This is a genomic window from Pseudoalteromonas sp. JB197 (genome assembly GCF_002332205.1).
GTDB classification, from domain to species: Bacteria; Pseudomonadota; Gammaproteobacteria; order Enterobacterales; family Alteromonadaceae; genus Pseudoalteromonas; species Pseudoalteromonas nigrifaciens.
On sequence record NZ_NRGZ01000001.1, the window covers coordinates 212,774 to 237,502 of the forward strand.

At 40.7% G+C, this 24,729-nt stretch carries 16 protein-coding genes; 13 read left to right on the forward strand and 3 right to left on the reverse strand.

Annotated elements, in window-relative coordinates; genetic code table 11:
* Position 1 precedes the first annotated feature (1 nt).
* The gene (locus CIK86_RS01020) at positions 2–3,139 is read left to right on the forward strand and encodes a CusA/CzcA family heavy metal efflux RND transporter (protein WP_086997344.1); all 3,138 of its coding nucleotides are present in this window, start codon (positions 2–4) and stop codon (positions 3,137–3,139) included.
* Between the two features lie 82 nt (positions 3,140–3,221).
* Here the strand turns inward: CIK86_RS01020 and CIK86_RS01025 are convergent, their stop codons facing one another.
* Positions 3,222–4,472, reverse strand: coding sequence for a TMEM143 family protein (locus CIK86_RS01025; RefSeq protein WP_086997347.1), 1,251 nt, complete (start codon positions 4,470–4,472; stop codon positions 3,222–3,224).
* 193 nt (positions 4,473–4,665) lie between these two features.
* Here CIK86_RS01025 and CIK86_RS01030 point away from each other — a divergent pair, with 193 nt between their 5' ends.
* Together CIK86_RS01030 and CIK86_RS01035 are read left to right on the forward strand one after the other, a co-directional pair.
* Entirely contained in the window at positions 4,666–5,250 is a 585-nt protein-coding gene (locus CIK86_RS01030) for a VTT domain-containing protein (RefSeq protein ID WP_011327283.1), read from the forward strand.
* Positions 5,251–5,290: 40 nt separating this feature from the next.
* Positions 5,291–7,936: a DUF2339 domain-containing protein gene (locus tag CIK86_RS01035; protein WP_086997350.1), complete on the forward strand. Its 2,646-nt coding sequence runs from the start codon at positions 5,291–5,293 to the stop codon at positions 7,934–7,936.
* Positions 7,937–7,999: 63 nt separating this feature from the next.
* On the opposite strand, the gene CIK86_RS01040 is transcribed toward CIK86_RS01035, so the two are convergent.
* Entirely contained in the window at positions 8,000–11,440 is a 3,441-nt protein-coding gene (locus tag CIK86_RS01040; RefSeq protein WP_086997353.1) for a PAS-domain containing protein, read from the reverse strand.
* 402 nt (positions 11,441–11,842) lie between these two features.
* Here CIK86_RS01040 and CIK86_RS01045 point away from each other — a divergent pair, with 402 nt between their 5' ends.
* From CIK86_RS01045 to CIK86_RS01060, 4 genes are all read left to right on the forward strand, one after another.
* Complete coding sequence (locus CIK86_RS01045) at positions 11,843–12,106, forward strand: DUF4212 domain-containing protein (RefSeq protein ID WP_011327286.1); 264 nt, start codon at positions 11,843–11,845, stop codon at positions 12,104–12,106.
* Positions 12,107–12,116: 10 nt separating this feature from the next.
* The gene (locus CIK86_RS01050) at positions 12,117–13,841 is read left to right on the forward strand and encodes a sodium:solute symporter family protein (RefSeq protein WP_011327287.1); all 1,725 of its coding nucleotides are present in this window, start codon (positions 12,117–12,119) and stop codon (positions 13,839–13,841) included.
* 115 nt (positions 13,842–13,956) lie between these two features.
* Entirely contained in the window at positions 13,957–15,795 is a 1,839-nt protein-coding gene (locus CIK86_RS01055) for a DUF294 nucleotidyltransferase-like domain-containing protein (protein ID WP_086997356.1), read from the forward strand.
* A gap of 47 nt (positions 15,796–15,842) precedes the next feature.
* Positions 15,843–16,466 carry a 3'-5' exonuclease gene (locus CIK86_RS01060; protein ID WP_086997359.1) on the forward strand — a complete coding sequence of 208 codons (624 nt, stop codon included), beginning with the start codon at positions 15,843–15,845 and terminating at the stop codon, positions 16,464–16,466.
* Between the two features lie 171 nt (positions 16,467–16,637).
* Here CIK86_RS01060 and tnpA read toward each other — a convergent pair whose 3' ends face one another.
* A complete protein-coding gene (tnpA, locus tag CIK86_RS01065; RefSeq protein ID WP_011327281.1) occupies positions 16,638–17,033 on the reverse strand; it encodes an IS200/IS605 family transposase in 396 nt (131 codons plus the stop codon).
* 38 nt (positions 17,034–17,071) lie between these two features.
* On the opposite strand from tnpA, the gene CIK86_RS01070 reads away from it, so the two are divergent.
* From CIK86_RS01070 to phoB, 6 genes are all read left to right on the forward strand, one after another.
* Positions 17,072–18,298, forward strand: coding sequence for an RNA-guided endonuclease TnpB family protein (locus tag CIK86_RS01070; protein WP_096317073.1), 1,227 nt, complete (start codon positions 17,072–17,074; stop codon positions 18,296–18,298).
* Between the two features lie 269 nt (positions 18,299–18,567).
* Positions 18,568–19,617, forward strand: coding sequence for a transporter substrate-binding domain-containing protein (locus CIK86_RS01075; protein ID WP_086998096.1), 1,050 nt, complete (start codon positions 18,568–18,570; stop codon positions 19,615–19,617).
* Between the two features lie 286 nt (positions 19,618–19,903).
* Positions 19,904–20,935, forward strand: coding sequence for an erythrose-4-phosphate dehydrogenase (gene epd / locus CIK86_RS01080; RefSeq protein ID WP_086998020.1), 1,032 nt, complete (start codon positions 19,904–19,906; stop codon positions 20,933–20,935).
* A gap of 43 nt (positions 20,936–20,978) precedes the next feature.
* Positions 20,979–22,154, forward strand: coding sequence for a phosphoglycerate kinase (locus CIK86_RS01085; RefSeq protein ID WP_086998023.1), 1,176 nt, complete (start codon positions 20,979–20,981; stop codon positions 22,152–22,154).
* 207 nt (positions 22,155–22,361) lie between these two features.
* A complete protein-coding gene (fba, locus tag CIK86_RS01090; RefSeq protein WP_086998098.1) occupies positions 22,362–23,426 on the forward strand; it encodes a class II fructose-bisphosphate aldolase in 1,065 nt (354 codons plus the stop codon).
* Between the two features lie 560 nt (positions 23,427–23,986).
* The gene (gene phoB, locus CIK86_RS01095) at positions 23,987–24,676 is read left to right on the forward strand and encodes a phosphate regulon transcriptional regulator PhoB (protein ID WP_011327296.1); all 690 of its coding nucleotides are present in this window, start codon (positions 23,987–23,989) and stop codon (positions 24,674–24,676) included.
* The last annotated feature ends 53 nt before the right edge of the window (positions 24,677–24,729 follow it).

Consider the following 24,729-nt stretch of genomic DNA (forward strand, 5'->3'; position numbering starts at 1 on the left):
CATGATTAATTGGATAGTTTCTTTTGCGGTTAAACGCCGCATGCTGGTGCTTGCGCTTACATTTTTATTTGCTGGATTTGGTGTATACAACATTCAAAATTTAGCAGTAGACGCAGTACCCGATATAACTAACGTACAAGTGCAAATTAATACCAAAGCGCAGGGTTTTACGCCATTAGAGGTAGAGCAACGCATTACCTATTTGGTAGAAACCGCCATGGCGGGCATACCTAAGCTTGACTACACCCGTTCGCTTTCGCGTTATGGGCTTTCGCAAGTAACGGTTATTTTTAATGAAGGCACCGATATTTATTGGGCGCGTCAGCAAATTGGTGAGCGCATTCAAAGTATTCGCTCCGACTTACCTAATAACGTAGAGCCAAACTTGGGTCCTATTGCCAGTGGTTTAGGCGAAATATTTACTTATAGTGTGCACGCCGCGCCTAATGCGTTAAAAGAAGATGGCACTGCCTACAACGCCGAAGACTTACGTACTTTGCAAGATTGGGTTATTCGTCCGCAGCTTTTAAAAGTAAAAGGCGTAACCGAAATAAACAGCCAAGGTGGTTTTGAGCGTCAATACCAAGTAGCGCCAGTGCCCGAAAAACTCATTGCCTATAAGCTTACTATTAGCGATGTGATTAGTGCACTTGAGGTTAATAACAGTAACCGAGGCGCAGGCTATATTGAGCGCTTTGATGGGCAATATTTAGTACGCTCGCCAGGGCAGCTTAAAACGCTAGAAGACATAGCCAATACCGTTGTTGCTAAGCGCGACGACGCACCTGTACGCATTAAAGATGTGGCTAACGTGCTTTTAGGTAAAGAGCTTAGAACCGGTGCGGCGACTTATAACGGCGAAGAAACCGTGCTAGGCACCGCCATGATGCTCATTGGCGAAAACAGCCGCGTGGTGGCAAAAGCTATGGCTGATAAGTTAGTTGATGTGCAAAAAAGCTTACCCGCTGGCGTTATTGTTGAAGCGGTTTACGACCGTACTACGCTTGTTGATAAAACCATAGCAACCGTGCAAACCAACTTATTTGAAGGTGCCGTTTTAGTGATAGTAGTTTTGCTATTACTGCTGGGCAATGTAACGGGCGCGCTTATTACGGCAATGGTTATTCCGTTGAGTATGTTGTTTGCCGTTACAGGTATGGTGGGTAATCGCGTATCGGGTAATCTAATGAGCCTAGGCGCAATCGACTTTGGTTTAATTGTTGATGGCGCTGTAATTGTAGTTGAAAACTGCCTGCGCCAATTGGGTGTAGCTCAGCATAAACATGGCAGGCTACTTACCTTAAATGAGCGTCTAAATGTAGTGACCGCCGCCACCAAAGAAGTATTTACACCGGCTGTATTTGGTATTGTTATTATTATGCTGGTTTACTTACCTTTATTTGCACTAAGCGGCGTTGAAGGCAAAATGTTTCAACCAATGGCGTTTACTGTAGTTGCTGCATTAATAGGCGCGCTTATATTTGGCGTTACCTTTGTACCTGCTGCTATTGCGGTATTTGTTCGCGGTAAGGTTAATGAAACCGAAAACGCAGTCATGCGCGGCGTTAAAAAAGTATATAAACCATTACTTGGTATATCGCTTAAATTACCGTGGCTTATGGTGGGTATTGCCACTGCATTAGTATTAGTGCTTGGTTTTAAAGTTAAAAACATGGGGGCAGAATTTTTACCGCAGCTTGATGAGGGCGATATTGCTATGCATGCGCTGCGCATTACTGGCACCGGTATTGAGCAATCGGTACAAATGCAAAAAGAGCTTGAACAAGCCATTTTAAAGCAACCCGAAGTCGCTAACGTTTTTTCAAAAATTGGTACTGCTGACGTGGCAAGCGATCCTATGCCGCCAAACGTAGCCGATACTTTTTTAATGTTAAAACCTCAAAAACAATGGCCAAATCCAGCACTCAATAAAGAAGAGTTGGTTCAGCAAATTCGTACACGTGTTAACGATGTGCCCGGTAATAATTACGAATTCACACAACCAATAGAAATGCGCTTTAACGAGTTAATTGCTGGTGTGCGCGCCGATGTAGCACTGCGTATTTACGGTGACGACTTAAGCGTACTTAAAGAGTTTGGCGAAAAAGCCACAGGCTTAATGCGTAATCTTGCAGGCGCTACCGATGTACGTTTGGAGCAAATGGAAGGGTTGCCAACGCTTTCGGTAACACCAATGCGCGACCACATGGCGTTATTAGGCTTAAGTGTAAACGACATTCAACAAACACTTGCCGCCGCTGTTGGTGGTGTGCAAACCGGGCTAATTTTTGAGGGCGATAAACGCTTTTCGTTATTAGTGCGCCTTGATAAGCGTTGGTCGAGCGATGTATCAGCACTTGCCCGTTTGCCAGTTGCTTTACCTAAAGATAGCAACCCAGAACTTGCATTTGTACCGCTTGGCGAAGTAGCGACAATCAGCATTGAAAAAGGGCCTAATCAAATAAACCGCGAAAGTGGTAAGCGCAACGTCGTGGTAACTGCCAATGTAGAGGGGCGCGATTTAGCAAGCTTTGTAAGTGATGCGCAAGCGAGCATGAATGAATCACTTAACTTACCAAGTGGCTATTGGCTTGAATATGGCGGCACGTTTGAGCAGCTACAATCGGCAAGTAAGCGGTTATCATTAGTTGTGCCGGTCACTTTACTGCTTATATTTGGCTTACTTTATAGCGCCTTTGGATCGCTTCGAGATTCGTTAATTATATTTAGTGGTGTGCCACTGGCATTAACGGGTGGTGTACTTGCGTTATTGCTGCGCGATATGCCGCTTTCAATCTCAGCAGGTGTTGGCTTTATAGCCTTAAGTGGTGTAGCGGTATTAAACGGCGTGGTTATGCTGTCGTTTATTAAGCAGTTACGAGATGACGGACTTAACTTAATAGATGCAATAAATGATGGCGCATTACAACGTTTACGCCCGGTATTAATGACGGCACTGGTGGCGAGCTTAGGCTTTATACCTATGGCGCTTAATTCGGGGACGGGTTCTGAAGTGCAAAAACCTTTAGCAACGGTAGTGGTTGGCGGTATTATTTCATCAACTTTACTTACGCTGTTAATTTTGCCTGCGCTTTATAAGTTAGTGCATGCAAAGTTTAATAAGTATCAAGCAGCTTAGCTAGTTGCTGCTTAATATATAACGTAAAAGCAGCTGAAGTTTCAGCTGCTTTTTTTGAGTATTATTTAGTAAAAATACTACATTAATTATATTGAAAAAGATTATCCCAGCGCTTATCTAAAATGGTTTTTGCGTGTTCTAAACTCAGCGCGCTATACACTTCATTACCCTCTATTTCGTTACTACACGTTACCAAACGCATACGTACCAGCTTTTCAAGCGCGTCGCTAATTTCAAAATCAAGAACGCACTGGTATTTGCTTTTAAACCAATTCTCTATTTTCTGATCAAGCATTTGTGCGCTTAATCCGCTTTCAGATTTTAGTAAAAAGGTATACGCCAGCAAGGCTTCTTTTATGTCTTCTTCTTCGGCGGCATCAATAAGCGTGTGAAATACGCCCGCGTTGTTATCGAGGTTTTTAAAGTAGAGGTTATCACTTAGGGCTTTCATAAATTTTATTTTGCGGTTTTTAAACTTACTCCATTCTTTAAAAATAAAGCTGCCAAACACGCCCATACCGATAGCAAAGGTAATAAAGTGTTGTTGGGTCATTTCTACAGCTTCACTTCTAAAACCACCCCAAAAAGCAAACAGAGCAAGCAATAATACGATTGATGCGCCCAATTTAGTAATAAGTACCACTGCACCGCCAACTAAAGCAGACGATCCAATAATGACCTTATCAATAGGGCGCATGCGTACTTCGCTATTAGGAAATAGCATTTCGAGATCGGCCTTAGGCACATTTTGAAATAGCTTTACTATGGTTGAACTTGGCTCAAATCCCAGTGGTGTTTTGTTTTTAGCTTCAAAATAAGCGCTATCTTTAAAGCGAATAAACACCGCAACACGATCGTAATTAGTAAAATGCAGCGGCTTTTTACGCAAGCCCCAAAAGCTGGTAATCGTTTCAGTGAGCTGCGACTCGCCACGGCGATAAAATACCACTTCTTCAAAGTCGTCAAATTCAACTTCAAGGCGCACCTTAAATAGTGATTCTTCGTTTAATGCGTCTTGTAAGTCTTCATTGGTGATTACTTCAAAATTAGCGGCGTTAAGTACCTTGGCAAAGTCTTTAGCAAACTCATGTTGGCACTGCGCTTTTTGATCCGCCGATACGGGGGCTAAAGATCGTGTGTCACTGTTGGGATCAAAAGGGGCGTAGTTGTTTTTAAGTGACTCAAGTACCGTATGGTAATCGTAATGAATGAGGCTAGCTAGTAAATCACAAAATTGTTTAAACGATGTTTTTTGTGTACTGCTTTTAAGCTCTTCGCTACACATATCAACAATATCTTGCTTTCTAAAGGGAATAAAACGCGCACTTTGCATAAATTAATAACTACTGTGATAAGTAAATTCAATGATATAACTCAATAATAAAAGATCGCCGTAGCTATTACCAATTTGTTAATAATTAAAGTGTTTTATAACTAACGGTTTATATTTTCAGTCTAGATTAACTTAAGTATGTAATGATAAAGCATCTGAAATCGCGTTTTATTCACAATGAAAGGGAGTTATTATGGCGATTCAAAAAAAGCTTAAACAAAAAACACGTAATTTTATTGAATCTAAACATATGCTCAGTGGCATTACCGTGGCGTCGTTTTTAGAGTCGACCATAGTACCTATTCCGCTTGAAGCTGTTTTAGTACCCTTAATGCAAGCGCGTCGTGAAAAATTATGGCTTATTGCTTTAATGGCCACTTTGGGATGTATTGTGGGGGCGTTATTTGGTTATGCGCTGGGTTATTACTTATTTGATGCAGTTGGCGATTGGGTTATTAATAGTTTCTCAAGCCCCGAGCAGTTTGAAAATGTTAAACAACAAATGCACAATCAAGGCTTCTGGTTTGTAATAACGCTAGGCATAGTGCCTATTCCATTTCAAATAGCCATGCTGGCAGCGGGGGCGACTAAATATTCCCTCGGGTTATTTTTATTAGCCAGCGCAATTTCGCGTGCTATACGATATTTTGCTTTAGCGGTAGTTGTGTATTACGCCGGTAATAAAGCCGAGCAACTTATTAGTAAACATAAAACTAAAGCCATGATTACTTTAACTGTTTTTGTAATCGGTATATGGTGGTTAACGACGGTAATTTAATACCGCTAATTTATATTAAATAAAATAATAAGAGCATGCCATGGATGAGTTGATTGGGTTAGTAGGGCTATTTATATTAGCGATAATAGCAGGCGCTATTTGCGGGTTTATTGCACTTACACAGCTTAAAAGTTTAAGGCAGCAAGTTGTGCAGTTAACAGCTAAAGTTAATAGTTTACTCCAGCAACAAGAGCAATTAACACCGCTTGCTAGTAAGCAAGCGCCACCACAAGCGCAACCACAACCCCAAGTAAGCACACCAGCAACTGTTTCAACGCAGGTAAAAACTGCGGCTATAAGCGGCAATGAAGCTGCAGTTACTAAAACAGCTAAAACAAATACCTTCCCTAAAAAACCTAGCGTTTTAAATACATTATTTAATAAATTACGTGCAGGACTTGAAGAAAACTGGATGACCTGGATAGGCGCGATAGCGCTTGCGTTTGGCGGTATTTTTTTAGCAAAATACAGCTTAGAAGCTGGGTTACTTTCGCCCGTTATGCGGTTGAGTTTAGGTGCATTATTTGGCCTTGGTTTAATAGCAGCTGCTGGGTATTTACATTATAAACGTATTATATTTGAAGGGTTTAATAACTATATTCCGGCAGCCCTTGCTAGTGGCGGCTTTATTACCTGCTTTGCGTTAGCCTTACTTGCTTACAGTAACTACGCCATGCTTAGCTCCACTGTTGCATTTGTGCTATTGGCGATTATAGCTTTAAGTGCAAGCGTTATGGCAATTAAGTTTGGCCCTTTACTTGCTGTTTTGGGCATTATTGGTGCCTACAGCGTGCCTATTTGGGTTAGTAGTAATAGCGTTAATTTATTTTCTTTATTTATGTATGTTGGCTTTGTTAGTTTATTTGCCGCCATAGTGGCGCACCAAGTACAGCGTATTTGGCTGTGGTATTTACTCTGGGCTGGGCATGTTTTTTGGTACTTAGCGGGTTTTGTTTTGCTCGAAAGCAGCACCATTTGGTTACTGGGTGTTTATGCAGTCGCCAGTATTATTAGTCTTATAGCTATCCCTCGGTTAGGGGTAAGGTTTGCGCTAATTGAGTTTCGACCGCACAGCTTAAAGCGTTTAATTAATGTACTGCCCGATCACCCGTTAATGTTAGTGTTTACCGCACCGTTTATTTTGATGATGCTATTGCATAGGTTCGACGCGCAGTTTCAGATATTTAGCTTAATAACTTTAGTGCTAATGCTGTTTTTAGTATTAAAAAATAGCCGCTGGGATTTATGGCAAGCTGTGTGTTTAGTAATAGCCTTTATCGTTTTAGTCAGTACCCAGCAAACTTTTGATTTTGATGATGCCTTGTTTATATTTAAACAAGAATATGGACTAGGTTTAATACTAGGTTTTACTTTGACTGCTTATGGCCTTTATTTTGGTCGTAAGTTTCCTAAGCGCTTGGCATTTCATATTACCGGCGCATTTAGTTTATTTTTAATGATAGCCACGTTATACGCACTTATTCCTAATTCAGCGTTAAGTACAGCGTATCCGCTTTGGGCAGTTATATTACTTGTTGGTAGTGCTGTTTTAATAAAAAGTGCGCAGCACAGTGCTAGTTTGTATCAGCGTTTTACCTACTGGATAGCAGCAAATGCTAATATTACGCTCGCGATTACTATGCTATTAAACGACAGTGGCTTAACCATAGCGCTGGCTATTCAAGTGTTATTGATTAGCTTGCTGATCAAACGCCACAGCATACCTATGCCACATTGGCCTATTAAAGCACTGGTGGCAGCATTATTATTGCGACTAACTTTCTCACCTTGGACACCAAGTTACGAGGCTCTTACTATTTTTGGTTTGCACTGGAGTATAGTGGTGTACCCGCTGTGTATGGTGCTATTTTATGTTGCAGCAAGATGTTTTAACACATCAAAAATGCAGTTATGGCTAGAAGGTGCAGCGCTGCATTGCTTGGCATTATTTATTACCACCGAAACCAGTTATCAGCTAGTAGGGCATTATCCACAATTTGATTCATTGAGTTTTTACGAGCAAGTATTACTGGTTTGTAACTGGCTTGGGTTAGGTTGTGTGTATTTATATCGCGCGCGAATAGCAGGGAGTTTAGCAAAACTGTATCGCATTGGTGGCTTTGCATTGGCGGGCTTAGCTGGTGTGTTTGCACTAAAAACCTTAGTTGACGACAATCCGTTATTGAGTGCAATAGATATTGGTACAACGCCAATATTTAACTGGTTATTGTTATTATGGTTAGTACCTGCAGGGTTAACTTTGTGGTTAGCAAGGTTACTTAAAACTATAAATAGCAAAGCTATAAATACTAAGGTAATTGCAATAGTTCTCGCAATTGCGGGAATATTTACCTTCTTGGCAATTAACAGTTTAATTCGTCAATATTGGCAAGGGGCGTATATTTACTTATCTAAGGGGGTAGGTAACGCTGAGCTTTACAGCTATTCTATTATTTGGCTAGTACTGGGAGCAAGTACGGTTATTGTGGGCCATCTTAAAAATCAGCTACTAATACAAAAAGTAGGTTTAGGCTTATTGGCCGCGGTTATTTTAAAAGTATTTTTAATCGATATGGCAAACTTAACAGGTTTACTAAAAGCGATATCGTTTATTGGATTAGGGTTATCTTTAGTCGGGCTTAGCTGGTTGTTTCAAAAGCTGAGAAGCCGCGCTAACCTTGCTTAAGCCTTTATAAAATAAAGTAAAGGAAAACCCAGCCCGCTATTACTAACAGGCTGGGTATAATTTTTAAGTACTGTGATTTAGCAGCGCTTTTAGTTTGCCCGGTTTAATAGGCTTACTTAGATAATGAATATTAGCCGCTTTAGTTTCTAGTTTAAGCTCTTCATCGCGCACCGCTGTTATTAAGATAGCAGGGACTTGGTGTTGCCAAATATCTCTCAGGGTTTTTATAAGTGTTATGCCGTCGCAATCATTACCTAACTGGTAATCCATTAAAATCACATCGGGTGCGCTGTGCTCATTAGCGTGCGCAAGCACCTGTTCAACGTTATCAAATAAGGTGTAATTGGCTTGCCATTTGTTGAGTAAGCTTGCCATGGCAGCTAGATTGGCAGGATCGTCGTCAACGGCAACAATATTAATGGCGGCGCGGTTTTCCATTACACTATTAGCAATATTTTTATGCTGTACAAATTTTGCATCACCATAAGGTACTTCAATACTAAAGCGGCTGCCTTTATTAGGCACTGAGCATACATCAAGCGGTAAGCTGAGTAAGTCAGCCATTCTTTTTACTACTCCTAGACCTAAGCCTATGCCTTTATTGTCGCCAGCCTCAACCCGGTAGAAGTCATTAAAAATTTTAGCTTGCTCTGCTTCACTGATCCCTTGTCCTGTATCCCATACTTCTATGCGCAGGCTATGTTTACGGTTTCTACAGGCAATTAAAACTTTACCGCTTTGTGTGTACTTAATTGCATTAGAGAGCAGGTTTTGGATAATGCGTCGTAAATAAGTAATATCGCTGTGCACTATTTGTTGGTTAGAAAGCACTTTGAACGATAACCCTTTTACACTGAGTAAAATACTCGACTCGCTTTTAAGCGGTTGCAAAATATCGTCAATACAAAAGTGGCGTGGTGTAGGCGCCATTGCGCCTTGTTCTAACTTGGCTATTTCGAGCAGAGCCGACATTAAATGCACGGTAGAGTCTAGGCTGTCTCCTAGCTTATCCAGATTATTTTGATTAGTGCTATTGAGCTGCTTTTCGTCAATGGCGGCAAGGTATAAGCGCGCGGCATTTAATGGCTGTAAAATATCGTGGCTCGCCAGTGCTAAAAAGCGGGTTTTACTGTCGTTGGCTTTTTCGGCCTCACGTTTGGCTAAAGTTAGCGCCTGCTCAGTTTGGACTCGGCTATCTATTTGCGCTTGAAGGTCTTTATTAATGGTTTGTACTTCTTGAGTACGCGCCTCGATGCGGTTTTCTAAATCGATATTAATTTCTTCCAGCGCATTTTGAGTATTAATATGTGTTGTTATGTCTGAAAAGCTGGTAACAAAGCCGCCATCAGGCAAAGGGTTACCTATCATTTCGTACACTTGGCCGTTGCGGCGGTGGCGAATAAAATGATGCGAGGTGCCATTTTTTAAATGACGAACCCGCTTATCTACATGGCGTTCTATTTCGCCTGGACCACATTCACCACGCTCTGCGTTATAACGTATTATGTCTTCTACCGGTTGGCTCACTTCTAAAAAGCCTTCAGGGTAATTAAACATTTCGCTATAGCGTTTATTCCAAGCAACAAGTTTTAAATCTTTGTCGACCACAGAAAGACCATGGCTTAAGTTTTCAAGTGAGGTAAATAATAAGTTTTGGTTAAATTGCAGTGCTTGGGTAGTTTCATCAAAAAAGTTAACCACTTCTTCAAATGCCATGCGCTTACCAGACGATACAGTGTGCACTAATGCCTGAGCTGACGATGCACCAAGCACACCGGTTAACGCACGTTCGCAATAGGCAATAAATTCAGGTTTGGGGTGCGCGTCGTTGTCACTTAAATGATGGGCTAGGGCATAATTGGCTAATACTTGCTGGCTGCGCTGAATGCCTAAAAAGGTCTGTAGCAGTATTTTAAAGTCGTATACTGTGGCTTTTACATCTTTATTTAAACGCTTTGATAAAATAGTCTGATCTTTTGGGTTAACAAATGCAGCAGCCTGAATTTTATCAATTAATCGCTCCTCAGCCCCTAACGAAAAGCTAATATAACAACCTATGTTAGCAAATAACGCAATCAGCGTGCCGCGGGTCATAAGGGTTTGTTGTAGCTCGTTATTTAGCGTGTTGCCAGCATCTAAAATAGGCAGCATTAAAAACAGCACCCAGCATATAAAGCCTGCAAGTAAGCCCGCATAAACGCCATAAGCATGGCCTTTTCGCCAATATAAACCACCTACAATAGCGGGTAATAATTGGGTTACTAACGAAAATGCCACCAAGCCCATGCTCGCTAATGCACTTCCGTGACCAAACCAATGCTGATAAAAATAAGCCAAGGTTAAAATACCGGCAATAGCAAAGCGTCGTACTAATAGTATTCTCGATCTATAGCTGGTGGTTATTAAGTTACGTTTAAATTTGCGACGTAGTATTAGGGGCAGCACTACATCGTTTGAAATCATAGTACTTAAAGTGAGTGTTGCTACCACTATCATAGCGGTGGCCGCCGACAAGCCACCAATAAAAACGAAGGTGGTTAAAAAGGCATTATAGTGCAGCATAGGTAGGGCTAACACAAAGCTATCGGGCGAAAAGCTACGGCCTATTTCTGGGTGAATAGCGGCGGTTGCTATTGGAAAAATCATTGCTGCGGTAAGCAATAAGTACAATGGAAACGCCCAGCGCGCGGTAAATAAATGACGCTTGTCTTGATTGTCGACCACGGTGACATGAAACTGACGCGGTAGACAAATAATAGCCGCCGCAGCCATTAATGACTGGCCAATAAAGTTAAAACTAAAAAAGTCAAAGTCGGCCCAGTGTGTCCACAAAGGCTCGTCTACTTGATTAGCATAAGACTCAGGTAAGTTAAATAAAGAATACACAGCCAGCCCAGCCACCGCCATGAGTGCAATTAGTTTTATAAGTGATTCAAATGCTACAGCAAGCATTAGCCCTGAGCGATATTCAGTGACATCAACTTTTCGAGTGCCAAAAAATATCGCAAATAACGCCATAATTAAAGTTGCCGACAGGGCGACTATATCTCCAGATATTTTATTACTTGTTTGCAGCAGTAAAAAGCTCGAACTGAGCGCTTTTAATTGCAGCGCAATATACGGAATAGTCGCTAGTAGCGCGATTAAAGTCACCATAATAGCGGTGGTTTGGCGCTTGCCATAACGGGCAGAAATAAAGTCGGCAATGGTAGTAATATTTTGCTTTTTACTCACTAAAACTAATTTACGTAAAAAACCTTGGCCGAAAAAAAATAATAATGCGGGGCCTAGTAGTATGGGCAAAAAACTCCAACTACTCGTGGCTGCAGTTCCTACCGAGCCGTAGTAGGTCCAAGATGTACAATAAATACCCAGTGAAAATGCATACACAAAAGGATGATGACTAATACGCTTAGCCAAAGGCGTGGTTTTATCGCCCCAACTTGCGAGCCAAAACAGCACTCCTATATAGCTCAAAGCAACAAAGATTAGTACGGCAGTCATGTATTTATTAAACCTTTTTGAATATGCACTCAACTAGCATGGACTATACACAATACCAGAGCTTGAATTAAGTGTGGGTGCGATATTTATTTATAAGTTTAAGCTGTTGTTTTTAATTGCTATTTATAAACATTAAATTATAGCAATACAGTATAAGACTAATGTCGCATGCAATCTAAATTCTATCAAAATGTTAACGAGCGGTATCTAAGTAAAGTTTTAAACAGCTGAAAAATAATACTTTTTGATTTTAATATCAGCTAAATACTGGTTTTTCGCCAGAAAGTTAACAGGCTGTTACGACTATGGTCGCAATTCAATATTTGTATTGCGTTGCTAAATTGGTAGATGAAAAATAAACCACTCATTACTTTTTAGTGATGCTTAAAGGGGAAAATAAAAATGGCTTTTAAAGATGAAGAACAAGCAAAAGCTTATTGGGCGGAAAATATTTCACTGTTATTTAAATTATTAGCAGTGTGGTTTGTCGTGTCATTTGGTTTTGGCATATTACTGGTTGATGTACTTAATGAAGTACGTTTCTTTGGGTTTAAACTTGGCTTCTGGTTCTCCCAGCAAGGTTCAATTTATACCTTTGTGGCTTTGATTTTTGTGTACGTAGTCAAAATGAATACGTTAGATAAAAAATATGGCGTAGACGAATAGGAGCTAAGCAATGGATGTTCAAACACTCACGTTTTTAATTGTTGGTTTAAGCTTCGCGCTTTATATCGGCATTGCAATTTGGGCCCGAGCGGGTTCAACTAAAGAGTTTTATGTAGCGGGTGGCGGCGTACCTCCCTTAGCTAATGGTATGGCAACCGCTGCCGATTGGATGAGCGCGGCATCGTTTATTTCAATGGCGGGTATTATTTCGTTTGCGGGTTACGACGGCGGCGTTTACTTAATGGGGTGGACAGGTGGTTATGTATTACTTGCCATGTGTTTAGCGCCTTACTTACGTAAATTCGGCAAGTTTACTGTGCCAGACTTTATTGGCGACCGTTACTACTCACGTACAGCGCGTTTAGTTGCTATTTTTTGTGCCATATTCATTTGTTTTACCTACATTGCAGGGCAAATGCGTGGCGTAGGCGTGGTTTTTTCTCGCTTTTTAGAAGTAGAAATTGAAACCGGTGTATACATAGGTATGGTTATTGTATTCTTTTATGCTGTTTTAGGTGGTATGAAAGGCATTACATATACGCAAGTTGCACAGTATTGTGTGCTGGTATTTGCTTACTTAGTACCGGCTATTTTTATCTCTATGATGATGACAGGTCACTTTTTGCCACAAACTGGTTTTGGTGCCACATTAATTGGCGGAGAAGGTGCTTATGTACTTGATAAGCTAGATGGCATAAGTTCGCAATTAGGCTTTTCTCAGTATACCGAAGGTTCTAAGAGCATGATTGATGTATTTGCTATTACCGGTGCATTAATGGTGGGTACTGCAGGTTTACCACATGTAATTGTTCGCTTTTTCACTGTACCTCGCGTTAAAGATACGCGTATATCAGCGGCATGGACCTTAGTGTTTATTGCTATTGTTTATACTACAGCACCAGCAGTTGCTGCATTTGCTCGCGTAAACATGGTTGATACAATTAACGGTAAAGATGGTAGCGGTACTGAGTATGCACAAGCACCAACGTGGATCAAAAACTGGGAACGTACCGGCTTAATTACCTTTAATGATAAAAATGGTGATGGCAAAATGTTTTACACTTCAGGCAGCATTGACGATCCAAACAGTGCTAATGAAGTAGATGTTGACCGCGACATTATGGTACTTGCTAATCCCGAAATTGCTAACTTACCAGCATGGGTTATTGCCCTAGTTGCTGCCGGTGGTATTGCAGCAGCATTATCAACAACCGCAGGTTTACTGTTAGTTATTTCTACCTCCGTATCGCACGATTTACTCAAGCGAACCCTTAAGCCCAATATTAGCGATAAGCAAGAGTTACTCGCAGCGAGGTTAGCTGCCATGGTCGCTATTGTTATATCAGCCTACTTTGGGATTAATCCACCAGGGTTTGTGGCATCGGTGGTTGCATTTGCCTTCGGTTTAGCGGCAGCGAGTTTCTTCCCAGCTATTATTATGGGTATATTCTCTAAAGCAATGAACAGAGAAGGCGCAATTGCTGGCATGGTAACGGGTATTGGTTTTACTGCTGGTTATATTATTTACTTTAAATTTGTTAGCCCAGAGCTTAATAGTGCCGAGCATTGGTTTTTAGGTATTTCGCCTGAAGGTATTGGCTTAGTAGGTATGATAATTAACTTTGCAGTTGCTGCAATAGTACTTAAATTTACTAAACCGACACCACTGGAAATTCAGCAGTTGGTTGAAGGTATTCGTAATCCTAAAGGATCTAGTGAAGCTCACGATCACTAAATCTATTTGCTTAACAGGCAATAAAAGTACCAAAAGCCCGACTTAAGTCGGGCTTTTTATTTGTTTAATAAATGATTACATTAAACCTTATATAAATCACTTAACGAGCGTAACTATGAGTGCAGAGCAGCAAGATATAACCCAATTTGTAACAATGCAGGCCCCGTTTAGCATGCTTGAGGCGAGTGCTTGCAGCTATTTTGTAAAGCACCTTGATATTGCTTACCTCAACCGCGAAAACCAAGCACAATGGCTGCAAAGTGAGCATCCTAAGTTATTTTTAATTCGCTCAGGCTTATACGATTTAGTGGATAGTAAAGGCGATATAGTTACGCGTTTAGCACAAGGTGATTATTTTGGTTTTCCGTCGTTATTAACCGGTGAGGCGATGCAAAACAGGTTGGAAGTACAAAAAGAGGGCATAGTGTATATGCTGCCTCAGGAGCCGTTTGATTATTTGCGCCGTGAATATAAACCGTTTGAACAATATTTTGTTCGCGCTCATGCAAACCGCTTACTCTCATCACATTATAAAAGTAAAACTGAAAGCTGGTCGGAGAGGAAAATATCAGAGTTAATGACCCGAAAAGCCATTACTTTAACGCCAGATTCGAGTATTCGCCACGCGGCAAAACAAATGCAAGAGTATGGCGTGTCATCTATTATGATCACCCAAGATGCGCATTTGGTTGGGGTAGTAACCGACCGCGACTTGCGTAATCGGGTACTGGCAGATGAAGTTGATCCTCAGCAAAGCGTAAGCAGCATAATGACAGCAAAACCCAAGTTTATTTTTGAAAATAACCGGGTGTTTTCAGCGCTACACTTAATGCTTAAACATAATATTCATCATATTCCGGTACTTGACGAAAACCACAAACCTTTGGGAATGATCACCAGTACCGATTTATTACGCCAGCAAAAAAGCGACCCGGTACAACTTATAGGTCGTATTTATAAAGCGCGTGCTATTGCCGATTTAAAACGCTACGCCAAAGAGATCCCAGAGTTGCTACGCGGCTTCTCGTATAATATTGACGACATATCGATAATTGGCAAATTACTCAGTGGCCTAACCGATGCACTCACCTCGCGGCTAATTTACTTGTATCAACAAGAACATGGAGTAGCACCAAGTAGTTTTAGTTTTATTTGTTTTGGCTCGCAAGCCCGTGAAGAACAAACCCTACATTCAGATCAAGACAATGGCTTATTATTACCCGATGGTTTAAATGACGATGAGTTAGTCTATTTTAAAGGTATGGGTGAATATGTTTGCGAAAACTTAGTCGAGTGCGGCATTAGACGCTGCCCTGGCAATATAATGGCCAGTAGCGAGTTGTGCCGAATGAGTATTAGTGACTGGCGCGAGCGCTTTTTTAAATGGATAAGCAGCCCAACCCCTCAAGCCATGCTCAACTGTAAAATATTTTTTGATTTACGCTTTATCGAAGGCTCACACACACTTTATAGTAAGTTTTATGAGCAACTTACGCACATGTCACGCAACGAATTATTTTACGCCGCCATGGCCAACGACATTGACTCAAACAGCGTGCCTATAGGCTTGTTTAATAATTTTAAAACCGAAAAAACAGAAAAAAACTATAAATATATCGACTTAAAAAAACGTGGCGTAGTAATAATTAACGACATAGTGCGTTTATATGCATTAAGAGCGGGGATTCGCCGCGCCAATACCCAAGAGCGTTTAGACACATTGTTAAAACACACTTTACTCAGCAAAGAAGATATTTATAATCTAAAAGATTGCTGGCGTTTTTTAACCCAGCTGCGATTAAGCACGCAAATAAATCAAGAAGGGCTGCCCAGTAATTGTATTAACCCTGACCAATTAAACTCTTTAGAGCGCCACCAACTCAAAGAAGCATTTTATCTGGTAAAACAAGCGCAGCAAGCCGCTGTGTTTAAATTTGCCCGTGGTAGCTTATAGCATGGCTGTTTATAAAAAAGTGGCGCACAAAGCGAGTAATAAACATTATGGTTAAGCGCTTAATTACTCGTTATTTTAAAAGGCGACAGCTACTGGCACACGCTGCTTTAAAGCAGCGCTACCTAGTGATTGACTTAGAACTAACTGGGCTTGACGCCAAGCAGCACGAAATAGTGTCGCTAGCTTGGGTGGTTATAGAAAACCAATGTATAAAAATGAGTCAGTCGCAGCATTTAATTAATAAAGAGGTTAAAAACTTGGCGCAAAGCCCAGTTTATCACGGCATTAATAATGATAATGTAGCTGCAGGGCAAAGTTTACATAGTATTTTAGAGCATCTTAGCGAGCATTTTACTGACTGCATTTTAGTGTTTCATAATGCCATGCTCGACTGGGGGTTTTTAAAACCAGCGCTTAAAAATGCCAATATTACTACGCGGCCAAAACTAATACTCTGTACCTTACAAATAGAAAAAAAGCGCCTGCAACATCAAGGCGTCGAAATAAAGCAAGATGATTTAACGCTTAACGAATGTCGTAATCGCTACGAACTGCCTAGTTATCATTGCCATCACGCACTTACCGACGCACAAGCCACAGCAGAATTATTTTTGGCGCAGTGCCATCAAATAAGTAGCGGCAGAGGATTAAAAGTGAGGGAGCTTGTTTAGTTGCTAGCTTTATTTGCTACGATTTAAATCACTACTTTATGCACTCTTAACCTCTTTAATAAATAGTGTTTATGCATTTTAAACACCGTACTTGGCTTTATTTTTATCGAAATTTTCCGAGAAAACCCATTGATCGACGCGAAGCGGCGTCGATGGGATGAATCGGAATAGTTAGCCCTGCTCTTGAATGTATTTTCGAATTGTATCAGCAGCCGCATTTCCAACAGAGCAAACAAAATATCCGTCAGACCAAAATGTTTTTTTAACCCAGAATTGCTTTTTAAACCATTTAAATCTCGACCATAGACTTTGCGTTGTAGATTGTTTAATTCTCCTAACGTAACTCGCAACACTGATATTGGGAGAGATCGTTAGCAATATGTGTATATGATCTTTGTCCACCTCGATCTCTTCGATATTAAATTCTGAGCGCTCTGCAATTTCAGTGATTTTTTGTTTTACAAAATCACCTACATCACCTTTTAACAATTGTTTTCTATATTTAACCACAAGTATTAAATGTAGCGCTATTAAATATTTACAGTGAGATTTAGTTTCATATTCCATCTTGACAACTCATTTCCATACAGTAGTCTATACAGTATATGAAAAAGACGCTTAGATACAACTACAGGCTAAATCCTACGCCAGAGCAAGAAGCTAAACTCGTTGAGTTTGGCGCGACAGCGCGTGGCATTTGGAACTTATTGTTGTCTGAGAACATACGTCGATACGAGCACGATAAAACGTTTTTGTTTTACAAAGACATGGCCTCACTACTTAAAGATATCAAGACGTTCGAAGAGTTTAACTGGATCAAAGCATTCGATTCTGCGGCAGCTCAACAAGTTGCCCGCGACCTGGAATTAGCGCTCAAGAATGTTTTTACTAAAGGTCGCTTGCAACGCTTTCCAAAGCACAAGATCTCATATAAAAAGAAAAAACGTCACAACGATAGTTTTCGAGCGGTCAATAACTCGCACTGTATCCGCATTGAAAATGGCGCTATCAGTATCCCAAAGGTAGGCAAGATACCCATTATCTTGCATCGCAAACTAGCAAGTAAAATCAAGACTGTAACTATCCAGTATCACCACGGAAAATGGGGATGCAGCATCACTCAGGAAGTTGAGTGCAAAACAGCTAAACAAGTTTTAAAAACAATCACAGGTTTTGACATTAACTCAAAGCAAACTGTTGTTGGCTCAGATGGTTTTGTGGTCGATAACCCCACGTTTTTAAAGCAGTCAAAAACAAAGTTAAATCAATTGCAACGCCAGCTTGCACGCCGAACTAAAGGTTCAAATCGCTGGCAAAAAACCAAACAACGCATCAACAAATTACACGGCAAAATCTCACGGCAAAGGCTCGACTTTGCACACAAAATTTCACGCCAGATAACCAATGAAAATGACATTTTAGTGTTCGAAGATTTAAACGTAAAAGGGATGCAAAAGTTCAATGGCAGCATGGTTGCCGACAATGTGATGGGCTTAATTACTCAGCTTTCAAAATACAAAACTGAGCTTGAAGGTAAACTCTATCACGAGATTGGCAGGTTTGAAAAATCCACTGGGGTTTGTTCTGAATGCGGCCAACATCATGTTTTGACATTGAACGACAGATATTTCACATGTACGGCTTGTGAAACTTACCAAAACCGAGACTTGTCAGCGGCTAAAAGCATAGCAAAAACAGGTGAATTAGATTTGATTGCGGCTGGGATCGTCGCAAGGGTTACCCCCACATCTCAGCAGAAATCAGCCATTAAAACGAAAGTCTTCGAGCTATCGAAGTTTGCTGTTGGAACTGAGAAAAAAGAAGCAGCCTAGTCTCTAAGTCAAGGCTGTAGAAGCCCATTGATCGACACGGAGTGGCGTCGATGGGTAGTTCACCTGAAAGCTAAGGCTACCATCTGAAAATTAAGCGCTAAATCAAGCTATTTTTGACCTTAGCTTGAAACTATTTTACACTTTCGTAACCTTATACATATTCTATTAGTATGTTTGTGAGCTTATAAGCTATTCACATCACCCCAAACAATTGAGTTTTTATGCTAACAAAAATATTAAATTCATTACGTGTAGGCGCTTTAAGCCTTATGGCAATTTTAATCTTATCGGTGCATGCTCAAAGTGCTTTGCCAGAGACAGGTTTGACCGTTGGTGTAGCGGGGGATGCTCCCTTTGTTATACACAATCCCCAAAATAATTCACGAGAGGGGATTTCACTTACAATTTGGGAAAATATAGCCGATAAAAAAAATTGGGAATACCAATATAAATATTTTACTACGGTTGATGAGGCACTTACCGCTTTGCAGCAAGGCGAAGTTGATTTACTTGCTGGGCCGATTAGTATTACCTCGGAGCGAGTGGAAAAGTTTCTGTTTTCTCAGCCTTATTACCAATCGAGTCTTACTATTGCCTCGCGCGATGAAAATGCCAGTATTTGGGGTAAAATAAAACCCTTTTTTAGCATGCAATTACTAATTGCTGTTGCCATATTTTTATCTTTACTAGCCATTGTTGGGCTGCTCTTTTGGCTTGCTGAGCGCAAACATTCTCCAGAGCAGTTTCCTGCAGATCCAAAAAGAGGGATAGCTAACGGTATGTGGCTAGCCATAGTGACTATGAGTACAACAGGTTATGGCGACATGGCACCGGTGAGCTTAAAAGGCCGAGTTGTAGCTGGTTGTTGGATGATTATTTCATTAATTTTTGCTACATCAATGATTGCAGGTATTGCCAGTACTCTTACCGTATCAAGCTTTAGCAGTTCTACTATTACACAAGTTGAACAATTTCCAGGTAAAAAAATTGCAGCATCAGCAGGCTCGCCAGCTATAGGCTTTATTGAAGAACATCAAGGCCAAAAAGTATTGGTAAATAACCTAAGCCAAGCCATGGAAAGACTAAAAGATAAAAGTGTTGATGGCGTTGTTTTTGACCGTCCACAATTGTTGTTTTATAAAAATAAACATAAAGCAGAGAATATTCATATTCCAAGTGCGGAGTATTATAAGCAAGGTTACGGCTTCGCATTTAGAGCCGACAGTAAACTAGTTAACGACGTTAACTTAGTTTTATTAAGGCTTGCAGAAGATCAAAAAATTGAACAAATAATGGCAGAGTATTTAGGTGATAAATAACTTTAATAAATGGCTATGGTAATAATTAAGTTTTAGCTGCTAGGGTGTAGCTATTAATTAGAGTAACACTACATAAAATTTAACTGCTTCGGCTATAGCTAAGGTTATTACCTTATATAGCCGAGCCTCTAGCAGCTTATAAGTTAATATTTAATTTTTAACTTATCATTTATTTAAAGTTTCTAATCGCTCCCTCTTATAATAAAGCTCAAGGTCGATTACAATACCGCCATCTAAAAGGCACATTGCCTTTATCTGCACGCAAAAAGAGTGGATTTTATATTTCATGGCAATCAAACTTGCAATTAATGGTTTTGGTCGTATTGGTCGAAATATTGTCCGCGCGTTATACGAATCAGGTTTGAGCAACGACATAAAAATTGTTGCGATTAACGAACTTGCTGACCCTGAAGCTATTGCTCACTTATTAAAATACGACACCTCTCATGGTCGTTTCTCTTTTCCTGTAAAGCTTGGTGAGGACACCATTAGCGTAGCAGGCGATGCTATTGCTCTTTTCTGTGAGCCAAATCCGGCGGAATTACCTTGGAAAACCTTAGGTGTAGACGTAGTACTTGAATGTACTGGGGTTTATCACTCGCGCGAACATGCACAGCTACATTTAACCGCAGGCGCTAAAAAAGTGTTGTTTTCGCATCCAGCTGATAACGATGTTGATGCCACTATTGTTTATGGTATTAACGACGATGAGCTAAAACCAGAGCACACTATCGTCTCTAATGGTTCGTGTACTACTAACTGTGTAGTGCCGGTTATTAAAGTGTTAGATGATGCATTTGGTATTGAATCGGGTGCTATTACCACAATACATGCCTCGATGAACGATCAGCCGGTAATTGATGCCTACCACCACGATTTACGCCGTACACGCGCAGCCAGCCAATCTATTATTCCAGTTGATACAAAACTAGCCCGCGGTATAGACCGTATTTTACCTAAATTTAAAGGCCGCTTTGAAGCCATTGCTGTACGCGTGCCTACTATTAACGTAACGGCTATGGATTTAAGTGTAACGGTTAATACCGATGTAGATTTAAATGCAGTAAATAGCGCGCTTAAAGCACAAGCTAAAGATCGCCTTGAAGGCATTTTAAGTTACACCGCAGAGCCACTAGTATCGATTGATTTTAATCATGATCCACATTCTTGTATTATAGATGGTACCCAAACACGAGTTAGTCATAAACGACTGATAAAGTTACTAGTTTGGTGCGATAACGAGTGGGGTTTTGCTAATCGAATGCTCGACACTGCGCGTGCAATGGTCGCGTTAGAAAAAATAACTAATATAAAATAACCGCCTTTTATTGGGTTTAGTATCGTTAACTAAGGAGATGTTCATGTCGGTCATAAAAATGGCAGATTTAGATTTAAACGGCAAGCGTGTATTAATTCGTGAAGATTTAAATGTACCCGTTAAAGCAGGTAAAGTGACGTCAGATGCGCGTATTCGTGCGGCGCTACCAACAATTAAGTTAGCCCTTGAAAAAGGCGCAAAAGTAATGGTTATGTCACACCTTGGCCGTCCTACGGAAGGGGAATATGACGAAGAGTTTTCTCTTGCTCCTGTCGTTAATTACTTAAACGATGCCCTAGAGCAAACAGTACGTTTAGAAAAAGATTACCTAAACGGTGTTGAGATTGCTGATAACGAAGTAGTGGTATTTGAGAACGTACGCTTTAATAAAGGCGAAAAAAATAACGACGAAGCGCTATCTAAACAACTTGCTGCATTATGTGATGTTTACGTAATGGATGCATTTGGTACGGCGCACCGCGCACAAGCCTCTACCCATGGCGTAGGTTTATTTGCAGATGTTGCGTGTGCAGGGCCATTGTTATCGGCAGAGCTTGAAGCACTTAGCAAAGCACTTGATAACCCAGCTCGCCCATTAGTGGCCATAGTGGGTGGTTCTAAAGTGTCGACTAAATTAACTGTGCTTGATTCACTATCAAAAATTGTTGATCAGCTAGTAACCGGTGGCGGTATTGCTAATACCTTTATTGCGGCGGCGGGTTATCCTGTTGGTAAATCGCTTTACGAGGCTGATTTAATGGATGAAGCGAATCGCTTATGCGCAGCGGCTGTTGCTAACAATGGTGAAATTCCAGTACCGACTGACGTTGTTGTGGGGAATGAGTTTTCAGACTCAGCAGTAGCAACACTTAAAGATGTAAGTGAAGTTACCAGCGACGATATGATTTTTGATATTGGCCCAGATACAGCAAACAAGCTGGCAAAAATAATTGCTAATGCAGGTACTGTAGTATGGAATGGCCCTGTTGGCGTGTTTGAGTTTGACCAATTTGGTAACGGTACTCGTGCTATTGCCCAAGCTATTGCTAATTCAAATGCGTTTTCGATTGCAGGCGGTGGCGACACCTTAGCGGCAATTGATAAGTACGGCATTAGCGATAAAATATCGTATATTTCTACTGGTGGTGGTGCGTTTTTAGAGTTTTTAGAAGGCAAAAAGCTACCAGCAGTTGAAATGCTAGAATCGCGCGCTAAGTAATTTATTTTATTTAGGCGTAAGCGGATGGAGGTTACTTCATCCGCAATAATTAATTATTAAATACCTCTCACCCTAATTTAATAATTAATTTTACGCGTTAGTTACTGTTTATCAGTACTAATTCGTGGCGCAGTGATTGCGCCAAACTAACACATCCGTTCAAACTAGATGGCAGAGAACTGCTATCAAAAAATTGGAGAAAACCCAATGGCTTTAATCAGTATGCGACAACTTCTGGATCATGCCGCTGAGCATGGTTATGGCGTACCTGCTTTTAACGTTAACAACCAAGAGCAAATGCGCGCAATAATGGAAGCGGCTGACAAAACCAATAGCCCTGTAATTGTGCAAGGTTCTGCAGGCGCACGTGCTTATGCTGGTGCCCCATTTATTCGTCATATGATTTTAGCAGCGGTTGAAGAGTGGCCACATATTCCAGTGGTTATGCATCAAGATCACGGTACATCACCGGGTGTATGTCAGCGTTCAATTCAACTTGGGTTTTCATCAGTAATGATGGACGGCTCATTATTGAGCGATGGTAAAACACCTTCAAGCTACGAATACAACGTAGAAGTAACCCGTAAAACTGTAGAAATGGCACATGCGTGTGGTGTTTCTGTTGAAGGCGAACTGGGTGTTTTAGGTTCGCTTGAAACAGGTGAAGCAGGCGAAGAAGATGGTATTGGCGCAGAGGGTAAATTAACCTCTGAGCAAATGCTAACTAATCCAGAAGAAGCGGCTGACTTTGTAAATAAAACCCATGTTGATGCGCTGGCAATTGCTTGTGGTACATCGCACGGTGCGTATAAATTTACTCGTCCACCAACGGATGATATTTTAGCGATTGATCGTATTAAAGCAATTCATGCACGTATTCCAAATACTCACTTAGTAATGCATGGCTCATCATCGGTTCCACAAGAATGGTTAGAAATAATTAATCAGTACGGTGGCGAAATTCCAGAAACTTACGGTGTGCCAGTAGAGCAAATTATTGAAGGGATTAAGTTTGGCGTACGTAAAGTTAATATTGATACAGACTTACGTTTAGCATCTACCGGTGCGGTGCGTCGCCATTTGGCGCTTAATCCGGCAAACTTCGATCCGCGTAAATTTTTAGCGGCAGCAACTCAAGCCATGACCGATATTTGTATTTCGCGTTATGAGTCGTTTGGTACAGCAGGCCAAGCTAGCAAAATTAAACCAATTTCATTAGATGAAATGCACCTTAAGTATTTAAGCGGCGAGTTAGACCCACGCATTAAATAATTGATCATTTTAGACTTTTTACTAAAGCCAGTTGCATTGTCACTGGCTTTTTTTATGCCGTTTAGGGATCAATATCTTACTAACAGCAGGTAATTAGGATCACTGAATTACTAACGTGATCAGTTTGAGATCATTACTTTACTAAGTAAACCGGTATTTTAGCCCTAGTTGGCGCTTAAATTCATTATTAAATAAAAGAATAGTACAAACAATCATCAGCTTAGCTATTTCACTGGGTATAATAGTGATCCCTGGAAGGATCTACTTAATAAAACTCTGATCTTTTAATTTAAGATCATCACAATGCAGATCATAATTGTATTACTAGGTTAGCGTATGCTATTTAACTGAGCAAAGTTGGCTGCTTTAACACACAATGTTAGTAAAATAATGATCCTGCTATACGCTTTGCTTTATCGCTATAATTGCGTGTAAATATTTATTTTGTCACTATTTTGTGTTTTTTTACTGTTATATTAACTTACGCGCTAGGTTTTCATAAAAGTGTCATACTTAGTCATAATAATGAAAACAAATTCGATAGCTAAGAGATAAATGGAATGTCACGTAAAGTATTAGTCGTTGATGATGAAGCACCGATCAGAGAAATGTTGGTTTTTGTTTTAGAACAAAATGGATTTCAGGCAATTGAAGCAGAAGATTACGACTCTGCTATTGCGGCAATGGTAGAGCCATACCCAGATATGGTATTACTCGATTGGATGTTACCAGGGGGTAGCGGAATTCAAATTGCTAAAAAGTTTAAACAAAATGAATACACACGCGCTATTCCCATTATTATGCTCACCGCTCGTGGCGAAGAAGAAGACAAAGTACGCGGCCTAGAAGTAGGTGCCGATGACTATGTTACTAAGCCATTTTCGCCCAAAGAACTCATGGCCCGCATTAAAGCGGTTATACGTCGTGTGTCGCCCACCTCATTAGAAGAAGCAATTGACGTACATGGCCTGCGCCTAGATCCTATTTCGCATCGTGTTACTTCTGGTGGCAGTGAGCTTGATATGGGGCCCACCGAATTTAGATTACTACACTTTTTTATGACCCACACCGAGCGCGTATATAGCCGCGAGCAATTACTTGATCAAGTTTGGGGTACTAACGTATATGTTGAAGACCGTACGGTTGATGTACATATTCGCCGCTTACGTAAAGCTATTTCACCCTTAGGGCATGACCGCTTAGTGCAAACGGTACGCGGAGCAGGTTATCGCTTTTCAAGTAAATTATAATGTGCTTGCAGCTTAACTAAGTACCAATGGATAGTGACTTTAAGGTAACAGTG

Bases quoted from the DNA above. Each gene is read 5' to 3' on its own strand.
- CIK86_RS01070 (WP_096317073.1), top strand. From the start codon at position 17,072: ATGAAAAAGACGCTTAGATACAACTACAGGCTAAATCCTACGCCAGAG.
- CIK86_RS01085 (WP_086998023.1), top strand. From the start codon at position 20,979: ATGTCGGTCATAAAAATGGCAGATTTAGATTTAAACGGCAAGCGTGTA.
- phoB (WP_011327296.1), top strand. From the start codon at position 23,987: ATGTCACGTAAAGTATTAGTCGTTGATGATGAAGCACCGATCAGAGAA.
- epd (WP_086998020.1), top strand. From the start codon at position 19,904: ATGGCAATCAAACTTGCAATTAATGGTTTTGGTCGTATTGGTCGAAAT.
- CIK86_RS01035 (WP_086997350.1), top strand. From the start codon at position 5,291: ATGGATGAGTTGATTGGGTTAGTAGGGCTATTTATATTAGCGATAATA.
- CIK86_RS01025 (WP_086997347.1), bottom strand. From the start codon at position 4,472: ATGCAAAGTGCGCGTTTTATTCCCTTTAGAAAGCAAGATATTGTTGAT.
- fba (WP_086998098.1), top strand. From the start codon at position 22,362: ATGGCTTTAATCAGTATGCGACAACTTCTGGATCATGCCGCTGAGCAT.
- CIK86_RS01055 (WP_086997356.1), top strand. From the start codon at position 13,957: ATGAGTGCAGAGCAGCAAGATATAACCCAATTTGTAACAATGCAGGCC.
- tnpA (WP_011327281.1), bottom strand. From the start codon at position 17,033: ATGGAATATGAAACTAAATCTCACTGTAAATATTTAATAGCGCTACAT.
- CIK86_RS01030 (WP_011327283.1), top strand. From the start codon at position 4,666: ATGGCGATTCAAAAAAAGCTTAAACAAAAAACACGTAATTTTATTGAA.
- CIK86_RS01045 (WP_011327286.1), top strand. From the start codon at position 11,843: ATGGCTTTTAAAGATGAAGAACAAGCAAAAGCTTATTGGGCGGAAAAT.
- CIK86_RS01060 (WP_086997359.1), top strand. From the start codon at position 15,843: ATGGTTAAGCGCTTAATTACTCGTTATTTTAAAAGGCGACAGCTACTG.
- CIK86_RS01075 (WP_086998096.1), top strand. From the start codon at position 18,568: ATGGCAATTTTAATCTTATCGGTGCATGCTCAAAGTGCTTTGCCAGAG.
- CIK86_RS01040 (WP_086997353.1), bottom strand. From the start codon at position 11,440: ATGACTGCCGTACTAATCTTTGTTGCTTTGAGCTATATAGGAGTGCTG.
- CIK86_RS01050 (WP_011327287.1), top strand. From the start codon at position 12,117: ATGGATGTTCAAACACTCACGTTTTTAATTGTTGGTTTAAGCTTCGCG.
- CIK86_RS01020 (WP_086997344.1), top strand. From the start codon at position 2: ATGATTAATTGGATAGTTTCTTTTGCGGTTAAACGCCGCATGCTGGTG.